A 16312-nucleotide genomic window follows, 5' to 3' on the forward strand; every position below is an offset into this window, starting at 1 on the left:
CGCGTGCTCCAGCGAGCAGTAGAAGTCGACGTAGTCGCCGATCTCGACCGGCAGGTGGAGGCGCACCTGGCGCAGCGGGATCAGGTGCGGTTCGAGCGCCGCCCGGTTGGCCGAGACCTCCCTGGTGTCGGCGGCCAGCAGCCGCTGGAGCAGCCGCCGCGTGTCCCGCCAGGCCGTACGCCCGCGGGCCAGGAAGCCGTTCAGGCTCCCGGTCGCGAACACCTCGTCGTGCAGGACGGGCGCGAGGTCGAGCACGTGGTCGCCGATGCGCACCCCGGCCCGCGCGGGCTCGCCGGGCCGGGAGAAGATGCCGTACGGCAGGTTGGCCACGGTGTAAGGGGTGGCGTCCGCGCCGGGCACCCAGGTGGAAGTCACGATGTCCTCTCTGACGTGCTCTGTGACGGCGGCCGTCTCCCGCGCGACGCTCTGCGGCGTGCCGGGCAGCAGGCCGAGCTCGCGCAGGTCGTCCGCCGGGGTGGCGGTGTTGCAGGAGCCGTAGGCGACCAGCAGCTCCCTGGCCCGCCGTGCCACCCCCAGGGGGATGGCCCGCGCCAGCGCGACCAGCTCCGCCTTGTCCATGCTCTCCAGCACCGGCACCGGGTCACGTCCCTGGACCGCCACGCACACGGCCAGCAGCAGGTTGAGGAACCCGTGCCGGTAGACGCCCAGCATGGGATCGGGGTGGCGGACGGCGTGGTGCAGGCCGGCGGTCGCCTTGAACGGCGTGCCCTGCTCGACGCAGGTGCGGATGAACGCGCCCAGCTCGTGCGGGGAGGGGAACAGGTCGGGGGTGGCGCCGCCGCAGCGGACCTTCAGCCCCACCCCCTCCGGCACCTGGTGCGCCCCGTCCGGAGCCACCTCGACGAACAACCGCACCGGCACCCGCGACGTCCCGGCCGTTCCCGGCCCGCTCCCGGCCATCACGCCGGGAGCCGTGGAGCGGTTGTCGCGGTTGTCGCGCAGGAGCCGGTCGGCGACGGCGACGACGGTGGACTCCGGCGGCAATGGCGCCTCGAACCAGTCGACCTCGATCGCCGGATCGGCGGAGGCCAGAGCGGCGAGGTCCGGCGGCTCGGGCGTGTCGACGATGACACCCAGCCTGATCGGGCGGGTCAGCGAGGCGCGCAGCTCGGCCAGGCGGCTCGCGGGGCACAGCAGGCGGTGCGTGAGCAGCGGCTCGGCCGTGTCCTCATCGGCGTAGTGCCGCTCCAGCGCTCGCGACATGTGCAGCGACGTCGGAGGGTACAGCCCGGCGTCGTCCACGAGCGCGCGCAGCAACGTCTCCATCGCGCTCGGCGCATCGCCGGGCCCGGGGGCCGGGACGGGACGGTCCGGCTCGGTCATCGGGCCCACGTCCAGGCGTAACCGGGATCCTCGCAGGCCAGGGCCGCGTCGCCCAGGTCGAGCGGCCGGAAGGTGTCGACCATGACGGCCAGTTCGCTGGTCACCGTCCCGCCCTTGCGCATCGCCTCGACGGCGGCCTCCACCGCGCCCGGCTGCGGCCCGTGGGTGAAGCCGGCCGGGTGCAGCGAGATGGAGCCGAGGTCGATGCCCGACCCCTTGCGGGCCGTGTAGTCGCCGCCCACGTAGAACATGAACTCGTCGGAGTCCACGTTGTGGTGGTTGTAGGGGATCGGCACGGCCTCGGGGTGGAAGTCCAGCGGGCGCGGGCAGAACGAGCAGACGACGAAGCCCGGCCCTTCGAAGGTCTGGTGCACCGGCGGCGGCGCGTGCGTACGCTTCACGACCGGCTCGAAGTCGGCGATGTTGAACGCGTAGGGGTACAGGCAGCCGTCCCAGCCGACCACGTCGAACGGGTGGTGGGCGTAGGTGAGCCGGGTCAGGCCGCCCCGGGTCCGCACCAGGACGGGCGTCTCGCCCTCCTCCACGACCAGCGGCTCGGCCGGGGCGCGCAGGTCGCGCTCGCAGTACGGCGCGTGCTCCAGGAACTGCCCGTACTGCGACAGGTAGCGCTTGGGCGGCCGGATGTGCCCCGCGGCCTCGATCACCAGCGCCCGCACCGTGGTGCTGTCCAATGGGACCCAGCGGTGGATGGTGCCGGTGGGAATGACCACGTAGTCGCCCTCGCCGGCCTCGATCACCCCGTACGTGGACTCGAAGCGCACCCGCCCGCTCGCGATGTAGACGCACTCGTCGCCCTTGGAGTCGCGGTACAGCTCGCTCGGCCGGTCGGCGGCGGCGTACGACATGCGGACGTCGGCGTTGCCGGCCAGCGGCTGCCGCCCGCTCACCAGGTCACCGCCCACCGGGAGGTTCTGTGTGCGGAAATGCCGGGGAGACAGGGGGAGGTTCGGCGACAGCGCCGTGCGCACCACATCGGGCACGGCCTCGGCCTTGACGATGGCCGTGGGCAGATGGCGGTGGTAGAGCAGCGAGGAGTCGGAGGAGAAGCCCTCTTCGCCCATCAGTTCCTCGGCGTACAGCCCGCCGTCCGGCCTGCGGAACTGGATGTGACGTTTGCGCGGCACCTCGCCGACGGTGCGGTAGTACGGCATCGCCCCTCCTGGTGTACGCATATCGGACAACGTTGTCCTCTATACGAACGACGATCCGCCATCCTCCTCCCGATGTCAACTGACACCACGCCCCTGCCTGGCCCGACGCATAGCGGAGCCCAAGCGGAGGGCTGGGTGGGCATCTCCCGCCGCCGATGAGAGCGCCGAAACAGTGCGCTGCCTACGGGTGCCAAGTGCACCTCTTTCGATGGCGTGTGCGCAGACCCAGGTGACCGCATCAGGCGGTGGGGGAAGCGCTATGTTGTGCGATGAGGATCGGAGGACCCATTGAGTACGGCGGTTCCGGCAGGCTCGCGAGAACGTGGCATCACCAGAATCTCGGTAGAAGGGTACAAGTCTCTCCGTCAGCCGCAAAGCATAGCAATCAAGCCTCTCACCATCATTGCCGGCGTCAACAGCGCCGGAAAGTCGAGCATCATTCAGCCGCTCTTGTTGTTGAAGCAGACGATGGAGGCGCCGTACGATCCGGGTCCGCTTCAGCTGGACGGGCCGAACGTCAGCATAACCAAGATCGAGCAAGTTCTCTCGAGAGGGCCGATGCCGAGTGAAAAATTCTCCGTCGGCATCATGGTCGGCGACAAAGAAACCCGGCTGACTTTCGGGAAGGACCCTGAAGGGGACATCCGGGTGCTCGAAGTGTCCGGTTGGTTCGTCCCGGAGCAGCAAGCACCCGTGACCCTCACCGAGCACATGACCCATGCGGAGATAGCGAACGTTCTCCCCGCCGCCACGACCGGGCGAGGAGAAGAGAATCCGCTTGATATTCGCCGGTTCGGCGGGGAGCTCGCCGTCATACGTGATCGCTCTTTCTTGACCCTGGCAGTCGTACTCGACAGAGAGACCGACGAGCTTGTTCTCAACTTGCCCAGGACATCTCCTGCGCTACTCGAGTCTGCTGCCCTGCGGATTATTCACCTCCCAGCCCTTCGCGGGAATCCGCGCAGAACGTATCGAACAACGGCAATAGACGGCCGTTACCCAGGCACTTTTGAAGCCTATACTGCGGGGATGGTCGCGGCCTGGCAGGCCAGGGACGCCAAGGAAAAGATCAGAGGCCTGCAGAGGGATCTCGAGGAGTTGGGGCTCACCTGGACGGTCGAGGCGCGGCGATTGGATGACACGCAGGTCGAACTTCTGGTCGGACGTCTTCCCCGTGTCACCCGAGACGGCCATCTGGATGTGGTGAACATTGCGGATGTGGGGTTCGGGGTTTCCCAGACATTGCCGGTGGTCGTCGCCCTACTGGCCGCCGAAAGTGACCAGTTGGTCTATCTCGAACAGCCTGAGATTCACCTGCACCCGCGAGCGCAGGTGGCTTTCGCGCAACTTGTGAAACGCGCGGTCATGCGTGGTGTACGTGTCATCATTGAAACGCACAGTGCCATGTTCGTCCGTGCCGTGCAGACGCTCGTGGCGCTACACGAGATCGACCAGGATGATGTCGTACTTCATTGGTTCAGCAGAGACAGTGAGACGGGCTACACCACCGTGGCGTCCGCTGAGTTGGACCAGGCCGGATCCTTCGGTGACTGGCCGGAAGACTTCGATGAAGTGCTTCTCGATGTCGAGTCGAGATATCTCGATGCCGCCGGCGGAGGCGCCGAGTGACGAAGATGTCCCGCCGTCTCGTCGTTGACGCCTCCGTCGCGAGGGCGGCGGGTACGACGGAGAATCCCACGTCCGTGCTCTGCCGGGAGTTTCTGCTGGCGATTTCCAAGGTCGGTCATAAGTTGGTCATGACCAGAGAGATCGGCGCGGAATGGCGTAAGCACAGGTCGAACTTCGCCGTCATCTGGTTCGCCTCCATGCAGCGCCGCAACAAGATCCTTCGGCTTACACCTGAAGGTGACCTCCTTGCTGCGCTGCTCGCCGCGTTGGATGACATGGAGTTGAGCGAGAAGAACAAGTCTGCTATTCGGAAGGATCTGCTGCTGGTGGTGGCCGCTGAAGCCGCCGATGGCTCGATCGCTTCGTTGGATGACAGGATGCGGAAGCTGTTGGGGCACTTCGCAGATGAGGCGAAAGTGGTCGGATCCATGGTTTGGGTCAATCCGGCAAGACCGGAGGAGGAAGCCTGCCGCTGGCTCGAAGCCGGGGCCCGCACCGAGGATTCCAGAAAGATCGAGAACTATAAAGCCGCTGTGGACGGCGTCGGCGCGGATCTACGGTCGGGTGTTGAGCAGAGTCAGAGGTAACTCGTGGCTCCGGTCGACCAGGCCAGATCAGCGAGCCGCTGGGACGGTGGCGCCGGAGAAGACGAGCAGCGGGAACCACCCGACGTGGTACAACTCGGCCGCCGGACCTGCGACCCCCAGATCATGGCTGCCCAGGGCAATGGCCACATCACAGCGACGCAGGTCGTGGTGCATCTGGTGGTAGTCCCAGATGGTGCGGACATGAGGCCACTGCTCGTCGGTGATGACGTACTGCTTGACGCTCACCCGGCTGCTCCCTGATCGCCGTGGCAGATGCTGGTGCCATTTCACCGCCTACCTGTTCGCCCGGCCACTGGACACACCCAGGCAGTGTTCTGCCACCTGGATGATGGGCGCTGGTCGGGAGGTGGAGGACGGCCAGGACCTGGACTCGGCCGATCAGCGGCGGATCGCTGCTTTCACGGCGTTCGTTCAGGTGGGGATCGGGGTGTTGAGGGCGGTGCGGTAGTCGGGGAGGGCGGCCCGCTTGTCGAGGGGGACGGTGTCGAGGACTCTGCGGGCGGTGTGGGTGATCATGCGGCTGCGGTAGGCGGGGTCGAGATCGGTGAGCACCTGGGTGACGAGTTGGAGCGCTTCGTTGTGACCGCCGCTGCGGGCGACGCTGATCGCCTCGTGCAGGCGGACGTTCGTGGCGTTCTGGTAGCACGGCGACTGCGCGAACGTGCTGTCGCGTGCCTCCCGCGCGGCCTCGGAGTCCCCGCCGAAGGAGTGCACCCAGGAGGAGACGAAGAAGGCTTGGTCGCCCGACCAGCCGAAACGTCCCTTCAACTGTGCACGTTCGACGAGGTCGTGCAGTCGCTGGACGGAATCGCAGGCCTCCTGGTTCTTGCCCATCACGGCCAAGGTCTGGGCTTCCGCGCTGACGGCCTGAAGTAGGCCGGGGGTGAGGCGCTCGGTTGCGAGGGACTGGGCGCTGCGGGCGAGGGTGAGCACCGAGTCGAGGGAGCGGGGGGAGTAGAGGCCGAACACGGCCTCGCTGCCGCGAACCCAGACGCGCATGTCGATGTCCTGGGAGGCATCGGCGGCCTGGCGGGCGGTGCGCCACCAGCGCAGGGCCTGGCCGTACTCGCCGAGCCTGGTGAGCAGGTTGGCGTGCATCTGCGACATCCAGGCCGCGATGCGTTGCAAGCGGGTGATCTGGTCGGCGGGCGCGACGGACATCTGCTGGTACAGCAGGGCGAGGTCGACCACCAGGTCGTCGAGCGCCTGGCGGGGTGGCTGGTTGAGCAGGGCGCGCAGGTGGTCGGCACAGACGGCCTCCCAGTGATCTTCGGAGCCGCCGCTGGGCACGCCGAGGGAGCGTTCGAGCATCTGCCTGACGTGCTCGCCGGTGTTGAAGATCGGAGATTGGGCGAGCAGCCCCAAACTGGCCAATTGCAGCAAATGGCGGCGTTCCATGTCATCTCCTCCGGTGAGGGCGCAGGTTCCGTTTTCACGGTAACCCCGAGTAATGCGATTTGTCGCGGCGGCGAGGTCGTTGATGGGGTGGTTTCCGAGGCGTTGCACCACCGGCCACAACAATGTCAGCTGCCCATCCGCCCGTAGCGCGTCGTCCAGCGCGCGCACACGCTTGCCGGTCTCAGGGAGGGCCTCGCCGCGCTCGATCTGGCCGATCACCGAGGCGGAGTAGCCCGCGCGGGACGCCAACTCCGCCATGGTCAGCCGCTCGCCGACCCGCGCCTCGTACGAATCGCGAAGATCGCGAATAAGCGCGCCGAAATAGTGTGCCATCGACCGATAACGGTCACTGTCTTTCCGGGGGGCGGGCATGCCGTTTCTCCTTCCCGCAGGGCCAGCCGATCGTCAATGGATCAGCAATTCCGATCGGCTCTTGCCGGACTCCTGGCCGCGTACGAACGTACTGATGACTCTAAATGATGAGTCGACTACAGAACGTCAGTTCGCCGAGTTGTCCACAGGTCGATCAGGAGTACGACATGGCCCTCCTCGATGCGCGCCGCCGTCCCGGCCGCGGCCGCCTCCCGTTCTCGCGACGTCCCCCTACCGGCCGGCACCGCCTCGGAGGGCGCGCGGCGGTGCCCGAGTCTCCGGCCAGGGGCGATGGGCAGGTGTGGGACGAGAAGCAGCAGGCCAGGGCCGGGCAGCTCGGCCTGCTGGAACCCGGGTGGCTGGTGATCTACGGGGTCTACTCGCGCCGCTTCTACGCCATCGCCCGCATGGCCGAGGTCGCGGAGCCGCTGATCGAGGCCACCACCTGCGGGGAGCTGCGCGCCCTCATGCGCGACTCCGAGAGCAGGCGCCTGGTCCCTCTCCCGCGGACCCCGGAGGCGTCGACGCCGCGCCGCGGGATGCGGGCGGGGAGCCGGGGATGACGAGCACGCTGATGTACGGCATGCCGGAAGAGCGAGCGGAGGAGCACCGCCGGGCGCTGCGCGAGCTGGCCAAGCACATGGAGCCCTACGATCTGCGCTGCCGCCACGTCGAGCGCGTCCATCTGCCCATGCGCTGGGGCTTCGACAAGGGCTTCCTGCTGCCGCCCGAAATGGACGTGTACGGGGGCGGCCGGTTCGTGGTCACCGTCGCGGTGGTCGACGTACCCGGCGGCGGAGCCTGGTACCTGGTCAAGCGCCCCGACGGCCTGCCCGTTCAGGCGTACACGGTGGGTGACCCGGCCCACGCCGCCGAGGCCATCGCCGCGGACACGGCAGGGTGAGCGGATAATCGGGAGGGTGGATCAGAAGGGGAGGCCGGAGTCGGCCCAGACCCTGGAGCGGGGGCTGCGGCTGCTGCGGCTGCTCGCCGACGGCCATCGCGGCCGGACGCCGACCGAGCTCGCGCAGGAGCTCGGGTTGAGCCGGCCGGTCGTCTACCGGTTGCTCACCACGCTGCAGAACGAGGGCTTCGCCCGGCGGGACGCCGAAGGGCGCGCTCATCTCGGCTTCGGCGTCCTGGCACTGGCGCGGGCCGTCCAGCCCCTGCTGCGGGCCGCGGCCTTGCCCGCGCTGCGCCGGCTCGCCGAGTACACCGGGGCCACCGCCCACCTGACCGTGGCGGAGGGCGACGAAGGGCTCGCCATCGCGGTGGTCGAGCCCACCTGGACCGACATGCACGTGGCCTATCGCGAGGGCGCCCGCCATCCGCTGTCGCGCGGCGCGGCCGGGCTGGCGATCCTGGCCCGGCGCGAGGGCCGTACCGACTACACCGTCACAGAGGGGCAACTGCAGGAGGGGGCCAGGGGCATCGCCGCGCCGCTGCCCCACCTGTCGTGGCTGGAGGCGTCGGTGGGTGTGGTGACCTTCGGCGCCCTCGACGCCGCCGCCGTCGGCCCGCGCGTGGCCGCCGCCGCCGCCGAACTCGGCGAAGCCCTCGCCTGAGCCGCCGTGGCGCCGGACGGCCGACAGGGCGCGGGGTGCTCGGCGATCCGAGTTCACCGGATTCGCGGTCGATGGGGTGGCGCTGATCCGTCCGCGGCACTCCGTCAGCGCCGGCCCGCTCGCTCGGCGTCCGGCAGGCGCCGTGCCGTGTTCGCGGCGGGTGGGGACGCGAGTGGTGTGAGGTCGGGGTGGCCGGTGAAAAGTGATCGAAGGTCGCTGGAACGGGCGGTGATGCGGGGCGGACCGGACGGCGAAATCCAGGGACGGGGTCGCCTGTCCCGGTGCCGCCGCCCGTGCGTGCGCATGGATATCGACGGGGTGGGCAGTGGGCGTGGGCTGGGCGTCTTCGGGGATCATGCGAGGTGAGGAGGGGGGCGGGATGCATCCTGTGAGGTTGCTGCGAACGCGAGTAAATCCCGTGGTTCCTCTGGTCGTGTAGAGATGTGCCCGATACAGTCGTTTCGATCGTTTATGGGACGATCAACGGTGATATCGCCCCCCGCCCAAGGAGCCGCTTGATGCGAATCAGGAGAGCACTCGCCCTCAGCGCCGCCCTCACCGTTCTCGCGGTGGGGCTGCCGGCCGCGTCGGCGTTCTCCGCGGACGGCAAGGAAGACTGCAAGAACGTCACCAACGGCGGCTCCCAGTCCGACCCGCAGTGCTTCTGGATGGCCGACCCGGCCGAGGCGCTGGACATCGTCCGGTTCTGGGCCAAGGACGACGGCGCCAAGCTCAAGGAGGCGGGCGAGTACCCGGTCGGCTGGATCGACTGCACGGTCGAGGCGTGCTCCGCCGAGGGCGAGGGTGACGGCGAGGCCCACGGCGAAGGCGACCCGGCCCCCGAGGGGTACCAGGACGACAACACCCCGCCCACCTGCCAGACCGCGGGCGAGACCTGCTCGGTGTCCCCCGAGGAGATCGCCGCCGCGGCCAAGACCGCGGCAGGCCAGGCCATCGCCGCCGCCGCGGCCAGCAAGATGCGCGTGTGGGTGGACACCGAGCTACTGGACGACTACCAGGCCGGTACGGCGGCGTTCGCCGCGGCCGTCCGGAAGGTCGCCGCGCTCGCCGCGCAGCCGGGCGTCGTCGGCATCCGGTTCACCTCCCAGCTCGGCTACAACGGCGCGGTCAAGACGGCCGAGGAGATGAACGCGTTCGTCACCGCCGCCGCGACGGCGCTGCACACGGCCGCTCCGGGCAAGAAGCTCGGCGTCCACACGGTGGTCCCGTCCTTCGGCTGCGGCGCGAACGACCCGTGCGCCGCCGAGATGGCCAAGAAGTACCCGCTGCTCAGCCCCGAGCACATCGAGCCGCTGCTCACCTCGGGATCGGTCGACCAGCTCGCCCTGGACTCCGGACTGCTCCAGTCGGCCTACGCCACCTGGAAGATCACCCCGGAGCAGGCTCAGCGCAACCAGTGGAGCAAGGTGAAGTCCCTGGCGTGGGACACGCTCGCGCAGATCGCCGCCGAGGACGCCGGGCTGGCCGGCAAGGACGCCTCGCCGCTGACCGCCGAGCAGGCCGCCGCCGCGACGCAGGCCCGCATCGCCACTCCGCTCAAGGACGGGGCGGCGACCGTCAACCTGTGGACCCGCTGGCAGGACACCTCGGGCGCGACCTACCGGGTCATGGGTGCGGGCCTCGCCGCGACGCCCACCTGGGACCAGCTCACCAAGCTGCAGCCGCTCCAGCGGCGCCTGTCCACCATGTACAGCCCGGCGTCTCCCGAGGTCGGCATCGCCCAGGACGTCAAGAAGCTGTCCGAGGTCTTCAGCCAGGTCTACGTGACCGACTGATTCATCGCCGCGCCGACCGGGTTCTCCTCCCTCCCGGCCGGGCCGGCCTTCACCCCCGTCGCCCACACCCCCGGGCGGCGGGGGTTCTCGTTGGCGGGGCGGCCTTGTCTCCCGGTCCCTGGAGGCCGGGAACGCAAGGCCCGGTCCTGGCCGGTCGCCACCGGGGCGGCGGAAGGCGCCGCCAGCGGGGTGCGATCGCCGTCCTGCGCGCCCCAGGCTTCGATCACTCGGGTCGCCGTGCCCGGCTCCGGAACTGTGCGGGCGATGAGCCGACCACGCGGCGGAACGCGGTGCTGAACGCGCTCTCGGACAGGTAGCCCGTGGCCCGTGCGAGCTCGGAGATCGACAGAGTGTCGCGGGCGAGGGCGTCGCGCGCGAGGCTCATGCGCCATTGGATCAGGTACTCCAGCGGCGGGACCCCGACGTGGCTCTTGAAGGCCTGGGCGAACGCGGAACGCGACATGTGGCTGATCTCGGCGAGCTCCTTGAGGCTCCAGGAGTGGGCCATGTCCGCGTGCAGGGCGCGCAGGGCGGCACCGATGCCGTCCTCGTTCAGGGCGCCCAGCCAGCCGGTGGGCCGGTCCGTCCGACCGGCGTGAACACGCAGCATGTGCACGAGCAGGATCTGTGCGAGGTGGTTCTGCACCAGCGGGCCGCCGGCGGCGGCGATCCCGATCTCGGTGGCCAGGAGATCGATCAGCGGCGCGAGCCGCCTGCCCTGAGGATCGCCCGCGCGGACGATCACGAGCGGCGGCAGCAGATCGGTCAGGAGGGCCGCGTTGCCGTCGTCGAACGCGATGTGCCCGACGCAGAGGTAGAGATCCTCCTCGGACTCCGGGCCGATCCGCACGAGCCCGTCCTCGGCACCCGCCCACACCGGCTCCGCAGGGCGCGGGCTCGCGTCGAGCGTGCCGGCCAGCACGTAGGGCGGCGGGTTGCCCAGCATGAAGGTGTCACCCTCGTTCAGGAGCACCGGCTCGTGTCCGTCGAGGATCAACCAGCACGTGCCGCGTACGAGGCCCCCGATCCGCACGTGCAAGAACGTGTCGAAGCGCAATGCCCACTCTCCCGCGGCCCGGAGGCTGGGCCCGATCACCGTGCGGGGCCTGAGCAGGCCGATCGCGTCGGCCACTGGATCCCGAAATCCGAGCACTGACGGCACCTCCTGGACGATACATAAAGAACCCCGGACTCTGCATCATGGATCGTACGTCCGTTCTCCCGCAGTATCGATGTCGAACGGATCGGCATCGAGAGCGATGGAGACACAGATATGGGACAGCTGGCAGGCAAGACGTCGGTGGTCACCGGGGGGAGCAGCGGGATCGGCCTGGCCGCCGCCGTACGGCTGGCGGACGAGGGTGCGTACGTGTTCGTCACCGGCCGGCGCGAGGCCGAGCTGGAGACCGCCGTCAAGACCATCGGAGCGGACCGGGCCGCCGCGGTCGCCGGCGACATCGCGAAGCCGCAGGACCTGGACCGGCTCTACGAGACGGTTCGTGCGCGAGGCAAGGGTCTGGACGTGCTCGTGGCGAACGCGGCGATCGGTGCGTTCATGACGCTGGAACAGACCACCGAGGAGCACTTCGACCAGACCTTCGCGGTCAACGTCCGAGGCACGCTGTTCACCGTGCAGAAGGCGTTGCCGCTGCTCAACGACGGAGCCTCGATCGTCCTGGTCGGTTCGACGGCCGGCGAGCGTGGAGTGGAGGCGTTCGGCGCGTACGCGGCGTCGAAGGCGGCCATCCGGTCCTTCGCGCGGACGTGGTCCAACGAGCTCAAGGATCGTGGCATCCGGGTCAACGTGGTCTCGCCGGCATGGATCGAGACTCCCGGGGGCACCGCCGTTTTCGGCGACGAGGAGACCGCCCGGGCCGTCAAGGAGAATGTCGCCGCGACCGTGGCCAAGGGTCGCATGGGCCGGCCCGAGGAGGCCGCCGCGGTCGTGGCCTTCCTGGCCTCGGAACAGAGCAGCTACGTCGTCGGCGCGAACATCGACGTCGACGGTGGCGCGAACCAGATCTGAGCAGGCACCACACGGCGGGGGGAACAGAACCGTGGCCGGCGAACGTCACGGTACACACAGGCCTCGACTTGGATTTTGTCCTCCAAGTCGACATAACTGTCATGTTTCCCTTTAACATCGCCATGTGGCATATCGGGGACAGGGACCGGAGATCGCTCCACGGCATCCACTGACAAGGCGGCCGCACGGAGCGGCCTCGCACGCCCCGCGGTGGCCGGCCCCACCGCATGCGCAGTGGCCGCCACCGCCCGCGTGGCCGGGCGAGCCGGATCGGCCGGACGCCGCGGCGTCCGAGACCTCCCAGCCGTCCGGGACGCCGTTCGTCCAGTCGCCGGCGCATCGCCTCGTGCCGGGTGGCCGGCCGCCCGCTCATCCCCGGCCCGGGGCGCAACCGGTGGTCGTCGACCTGGGCGCGGGCAGCAAGGGCAGAGCCGTGGCGAGCGGCGTGGCCGCAGGCGTGGTCGGGCTGATCTCGCTGGTGTCCGCGCTGACCGGCCAGGTGGCGGGCGGTACGGGCGTCGTCGTCGCGGCCGGCGTCCTCGGCGTGGTCTTCATCGCCGTGGGGCTGATCCCGCTGGTCGCCTGGCGGGCGATCACCCGGCCGCGCAGGCTGGTCATCGAGCAGCCCGGCATCCGCTGGGACGACCCGCGCGGCACCTCCTGGGCCGTCGCCTGGACCGAACTGTCCGGGGTCGCCATCTCGCGTACCGTCCAGCGCAGGTTCGGCCCGGCCGACTACCTGCTGCCGCGCAAGGTGCGGGTGCGGCTCGACCTGTTCCCGGCCGACCCCGGCTTCCGCACCCGCCATCCGGAGATGGAGCACCTGTGGAAGGCGCACCGCGTCGGGTACCGCCTCCCACTGGGCTCCGCGCCCCGGCACATCGACCCCATCGACCAGGCGATGCGGGCCCACCGGCCGAACATCTATCTCGCGATCCGCGACGAGGACTTCGTGAGCGGTCTCACCTGACCCGGTCTCCCGCAGGCCGGGCGCGGCGGGTCACCCGGTGGTGGCGGCGAGGTAGCGGGAGAACTCCTCCAGCGAGATGCGGCCGTCGCCGTCCAGGTCGAGCTTCTGTACGGCCGCCTGGGCGGCCTCGGGGGAGACCGGCTGGCCGAGGACGTCCATCAGCCGCTGCAGCTCTCCGGCCGAGATCAGCCCGTCCTTGTCGGCGTCGACCAGGTCGAAGGTCACCGCGTAATCGCTCATTGCCCACTCCTCGAGTGATCGGTCGTCCAGAACCCTAGTGGGCTCACTGCCACCGTTCCGGGGTTTCATTCACTTACGTCACTCTTGGCAGGCTTCACGACGCCGGTATCGCTCCCGGCCCGGCGAGGGCGGCCGGCTTCGGCCTACGACCCGGGATCCGGGGTAGGCGGGGAGGAGACGGCGCGCGGGGTCGCGGACCGGCCTGGGGGTATGTCTTTCGTGTCGGTTAAGATCGGCCAGCGTGAACACCGGGTCGCGAGTGGCGGACGTGCCGGCGTGACGAGGCAGGCCGTGCCCCGGCAGGACGCCGGGACTCGCCGGTGACCGGCGGGGAGCGGCGACGACTGGCAGGAAGAGGTGAGCGGCGATGGCCGCCGGAAGCGACGAGGCCGACCTGCGCGAAGAGCTGCGCACAGTAGAGGAAGACCTGGCCAAACTGCGTGAGACGCTGGCCGATCTGCGCGGGAGCGTCGGCGACCGCTCGGAGGGCCCGACCGACGCCGTCGAGACCTCCATGCTGATCAACATGGCCGACGAGCAGGAGCAGCTCATCACGACTCTGGAAGCCAGGCGCGACGACCTGCGCCGCCGCGTCGGCGAAGCCTGACCGATTCGCGGGGGAGACCACCCTTCGTCGATCAGGCAGGGGTTCGGCCGCCGCGGCGCAGGCGGTGCAGGGCCAGCGCCAGCGCCGTACCGTAGACGACGTGCCCAGCGGCCATGATCGCCTGTCGTCCCGGCCGGTCGCGGTGGACGGGCGGCATGATGCCGAGCCCCGGCACCCATCCCTGGTAGCTCACCGCCCAGATCGCCAGCCCGTACGCGACGCCCGCGGCCACGCGCGGCTCGCGGCGGGCCAGGGCCAGCGCGAACAGGCCGCCGCAGCCCGCTCCGAACGCGAAGTGCGCCAGTGCCCCGAGCACGCCCTCACCGGTTTCGGCCGGTGCTTCGGCCCGGGAAGCGCCGCGCGGGCGATGCGCTTCGGCGGGTGTTCTCCGACCAGGCCGGCCCGGCGGCCCGCGACCATCACGGCGCTCATGGCCCCGGTCGCGATCACTCCGCTGGCGGCGCCTTTGACGAGGTTGTCCAGCATTGCGGCTACCTGCCCGCGGCGCCGGGGGTGGAAACGACGGCCTCGGCGAGAGCGGCGGCGAGCACCGTACGCGCCTCGGCCAGCGACGGGCCGTACCAGGTGAGGTGCCGGCCGCTGATCAGCGCCGCCGGGACGCCGGGGAAGAACCCCGGCCCGTCGTCCTCGGTGAAGCGGTACGGCTCGTCGGGCAGGACGACGAGATCGGGACCCGCGGCCAGCAGTTCGGTGAGCGGGACGCGCGGGTAGCGCTCGGCGTGGCCGGCGTAGAGGTTGCGCACGCCGAGACGCAGCAGCAGGTCACCGGCGAAGGTGTCCCGCCCCGCCACCATCCACGGCTTCCGCCACACCGGCACCACCGCCCGCCGCATCTCCCTCTCCGGGACGGGCGTAGCCGGGACGCCGTTGCCTGCGGTCTCTTCATCCGGCGAGGGCGAGGGCGAGGGCGAGGTGGCCGTCGCGCCGGTACCTGATACAGCCTGCGCCGGGGCGCCCGTGTCGTACCAGGCGTGTTCGGCGGCGGTCAGCCATGGCGGCTCCGGCAGGCCCATCGCCGTGACCAGCAGCCGGCGCAGCGACGTCAGCGCGTCGTCCAGCGTGCGGACCACCGTGACCCAGACCGGCACTCCGGCGGCGCGCAGCGCGTCCAGATCGGGGACGCGGTTCTCCTCCTCATTGGCGATCACCAGGTCCGGGCGCAGCGCCACGATCGCGTCGATGTCCGGATTCTTGGTGCCGCGCACCCTCGGCACGTCCAGATCGGCGGGATGCGAGCACCAGTCCGTCGCCCCGACCAGCAGCTCCGGCGCGGTGGCCGCGACCGACTCGGTCAGCGACGGCACCAGGGACACCACCCGGCGCACCTCGCCCGGCACCGGCACCGTGAGCCCCAGATCGTCACGCCGCACCCTCACGTCCCGTCCTCCCCTCAGCCGTACCGCCGCCATATCGTCCCGGCCTGCCCGGCCTGGGTGCCGCCGCCGTATCGTCCCGGCCTGCCGGCCGTTGCCCTATGCGGGCCTGTCCGATGACGCGGCGTCGTAGGCCCGGCGCCCGTCGGCCGTGCCGTTGGGTTCGCGGTCTTCGCCGGCAGGACGTCATGTGCCGGCCCCTCGCGCCTGCCGCACCGTTCGGGCCCACTGCCGGTCGCGGACGGGCGGGGCGAGCAGCGCGCAGTCGTCGCACATGCCGCCGCCGGGGACGCGGTAGTAGAGGCAGCAACTCGACCGGACGAAGAAGTGGTGCCCGGCAGCGGGCTCCGCGAGCCGCCCCGTCCCGGCGAGCACACCCAGGCCGAGCACGTCGCGCACCAGCCGGGCCGCGCGGGGCGCGAGGTCCGGGCGCGTGGCCGGAAGCGTGCGCAGGGTCCCGGCCAGCGATGACGCGGCGTTGCCCCACAACAGTCCGGCCGAGATCTTGGTGATGCCGCGTACGGCGTCCACCAGCGGCTCCAGCAGATCCGCCACCACCACCCGATAGACCACCGCCGCCACCTCCTCGTCCGCGGTTTCGCGTCCAGGAGCTCTCTGATCTGGGGAATCCTGGTCCGCCCTTGCGTCGTTCGTCGGCTTCTCGGCCGGCGAGTCATCGCTCGCATGGGTTGTGCGAAGGCTCGCCGGCGGCTGGCTCGTTCGGAGGATCGGTTCGCCGGGCCACTCCTTCCCGAGTTCCGGGACGACGTGCCAGCCGGATACGGGCGAGGTCCACAGGGGCAGCGGGCCGGTCGGGGCCGGGCGCCAGCGGAGATCGGCCGGCGCCCGCGCCGGGACCAGGCCGTACGTGGTGACGGTGCCGATGACCGGGGACCACAGCCGCGCGGCCAGCCCTTGGAACAGGATCGAGGCCGCGACCCGGCTCTCCTCGGTGCCGAGCCGCCGCCGGAAGTCGTCGATCCTCGCCCGCAGCGCGGCGGTGTCGGCGGCCAGTTCGCTCAACGGCCGCCACTGCCCGTCGGAGCGGGAGGCGCCGAGGTCGCCCGTGCCGGGGACGCCGGGGTCGGTGGAGATCGCGAAGTACGGCCCGATGGCCGCCACCTCCGCCAGCGCGGCCCGTACCAGATCCGGATGCGCTCGCAATGTCCCACCCTCCGGCCACTCGGGCTC

The 16312-nt window shown here is 70.2% G+C and carries 18 protein-coding genes; 9 read left to right on the forward strand and 9 right to left on the reverse strand.

Going from position 1 to position 16312, the window contains the following annotated elements; all coding sequences use genetic code 11:
* Both IEY93_RS39585 and IEY93_RS21560 read right to left on the reverse strand, forming a co-directional pair.
* Positions 1 to 1344: hypothetical protein (locus IEY93_RS39585; protein WP_308425759.1), on the reverse strand; the 1344-nt coding region annotated here is incomplete at its 3' end.
* Entirely contained in the window at positions 1341 to 2516 is a 1176-nt protein-coding gene (locus IEY93_RS21560) for a homogentisate 1,2-dioxygenase (protein WP_189164908.1), read from the reverse strand. The genes IEY93_RS39585 and IEY93_RS21560, both read right to left, overlap by 4 nt.
* A 288-nt stretch (positions 2517 to 2804) precedes the next feature.
* On the opposite strand from IEY93_RS21560, the gene IEY93_RS21565 reads away from it, so the two are divergent.
* Positions 2805 to 4145 (forward strand): AAA family ATPase, encoded by a 1341-nt coding sequence (locus IEY93_RS21565; RefSeq protein WP_189164909.1) that lies wholly within the window; start codon positions 2805 to 2807, stop codon positions 4143 to 4145.
* Positions 4142 to 4732, forward strand: a complete 591-nt coding sequence (locus tag IEY93_RS21570; RefSeq protein WP_189164910.1) for a hypothetical protein — start codon at positions 4142 to 4144, stop codon at positions 4730 to 4732. Before IEY93_RS21565 ends, IEY93_RS21570 begins: the two co-directional genes overlap by 4 nt.
* A 27-nt stretch (positions 4733 to 4759) precedes the next feature.
* Here IEY93_RS21570 and IEY93_RS21575 read toward each other — a convergent pair whose 3' ends face one another.
* On the reverse strand, positions 4760 to 4978 hold the full coding sequence (locus tag IEY93_RS21575) for a hypothetical protein (RefSeq protein ID WP_203968445.1): 219 nt from the start codon (positions 4976 to 4978) through the stop codon (positions 4760 to 4762).
* Positions 4979 to 5164: 186 nt separating this feature from the next.
* Positions 5165 to 6523 (reverse strand): helix-turn-helix domain-containing protein, encoded by a 1359-nt coding sequence (locus tag IEY93_RS21580; protein WP_189164911.1) that lies wholly within the window; start codon positions 6521 to 6523, stop codon positions 5165 to 5167.
* A gap of 167 nt (positions 6524 to 6690) precedes the next feature.
* On the opposite strand from IEY93_RS21580, the gene IEY93_RS21585 reads away from it, so the two are divergent.
* From IEY93_RS21585 to IEY93_RS21600, 4 genes are all read left to right on the forward strand, one after another.
* Positions 6691 to 7086, forward strand: a complete 396-nt coding sequence (locus IEY93_RS21585) for a hypothetical protein (RefSeq protein WP_189164912.1) — start codon at positions 6691 to 6693, stop codon at positions 7084 to 7086.
* A complete protein-coding gene (locus tag IEY93_RS21590; RefSeq protein ID WP_189164913.1) occupies positions 7083 to 7427 on the forward strand; it encodes a hypothetical protein in 345 nt (114 codons plus the stop codon). Before IEY93_RS21585 ends, IEY93_RS21590 begins: the two co-directional genes overlap by 4 nt.
* A 16-nt stretch (positions 7428 to 7443) precedes the next feature.
* The gene (locus IEY93_RS21595; protein ID WP_229691338.1) at positions 7444 to 8088 is read left to right on the forward strand and encodes a helix-turn-helix domain-containing protein; all 645 of its coding nucleotides are present in this window, start codon (positions 7444 to 7446) and stop codon (positions 8086 to 8088) included.
* Between the two features lie 518 nt (positions 8089 to 8606).
* Positions 8607 to 9884 (forward strand): hypothetical protein, encoded by a 1278-nt coding sequence (locus tag IEY93_RS21600; protein WP_189164914.1) that lies wholly within the window; start codon positions 8607 to 8609, stop codon positions 9882 to 9884.
* A gap of 223 nt (positions 9885 to 10107) precedes the next feature.
* On the opposite strand, the gene IEY93_RS21605 is transcribed toward IEY93_RS21600, so the two are convergent.
* Entirely contained in the window at positions 10108 to 11037 is a 930-nt protein-coding gene (locus IEY93_RS21605; RefSeq protein WP_189164915.1) for an AraC family transcriptional regulator, read from the reverse strand.
* A 120-nt stretch (positions 11038 to 11157) separates the two neighbouring features.
* Between IEY93_RS21605 and IEY93_RS21610 the strand changes: the two genes are divergently transcribed.
* On the forward strand, positions 11158 to 11910 hold the full coding sequence (locus tag IEY93_RS21610; RefSeq protein WP_189164916.1) for an SDR family NAD(P)-dependent oxidoreductase: 753 nt from the start codon (positions 11158 to 11160) through the stop codon (positions 11908 to 11910).
* 394 nt (positions 11911 to 12304) lie between these two features.
* Positions 12305 to 12880 carry a hypothetical protein gene (locus IEY93_RS21615; protein WP_189164917.1) on the forward strand — a complete coding sequence of 192 codons (576 nt, stop codon included), beginning with the start codon at positions 12305 to 12307 and terminating at the stop codon, positions 12878 to 12880.
* Between the two features lie 30 nt (positions 12881 to 12910).
* Here IEY93_RS21615 and IEY93_RS21620 read toward each other — a convergent pair whose 3' ends face one another.
* A complete protein-coding gene (locus IEY93_RS21620) occupies positions 12911 to 13120 on the reverse strand; it encodes an EF-hand domain-containing protein (RefSeq protein ID WP_189164918.1) in 210 nt (69 codons plus the stop codon).
* Positions 13121 to 13487: 367 nt separating this feature from the next.
* Here IEY93_RS21620 and IEY93_RS21625 point away from each other — a divergent pair, with 367 nt between their 5' ends.
* The gene (locus tag IEY93_RS21625; RefSeq protein ID WP_189164919.1) at positions 13488 to 13727 is read left to right on the forward strand and encodes a hypothetical protein; all 240 of its coding nucleotides are present in this window, start codon (positions 13488 to 13490) and stop codon (positions 13725 to 13727) included.
* A 31-nt stretch (positions 13728 to 13758) separates the two neighbouring features.
* Here IEY93_RS21625 and IEY93_RS38445 read toward each other — a convergent pair whose 3' ends face one another.
* From IEY93_RS38445 to IEY93_RS21640, 3 genes are all read right to left on the reverse strand, one after another.
* Positions 13759 to 14043 carry a DUF1440 domain-containing protein gene (locus tag IEY93_RS38445; RefSeq protein ID WP_229691339.1) on the reverse strand — a complete coding sequence of 95 codons (285 nt, stop codon included), beginning with the start codon at positions 14041 to 14043 and terminating at the stop codon, positions 13759 to 13761.
* 175 nt (positions 14044 to 14218) lie between these two features.
* Positions 14219 to 15157, reverse strand: coding sequence for a helical backbone metal receptor (locus IEY93_RS21635; protein ID WP_203968447.1), 939 nt, complete (start codon positions 15155 to 15157; stop codon positions 14219 to 14221).
* 150 nt (positions 15158 to 15307) lie between these two features.
* Entirely contained in the window at positions 15308 to 16285 is a 978-nt protein-coding gene (locus tag IEY93_RS21640) for a (2Fe-2S)-binding protein (RefSeq protein ID WP_203968448.1), read from the reverse strand.
* Positions 16286 to 16312: the final 27 nt, after the last annotated feature.

Source organism: Sphaerisporangium melleum (assembly GCF_014646695.1).
In the GTDB taxonomy this organism is placed as follows: domain Bacteria; phylum Actinomycetota; class Actinomycetes; order Streptosporangiales; family Streptosporangiaceae; genus Sphaerisporangium; species Sphaerisporangium melleum.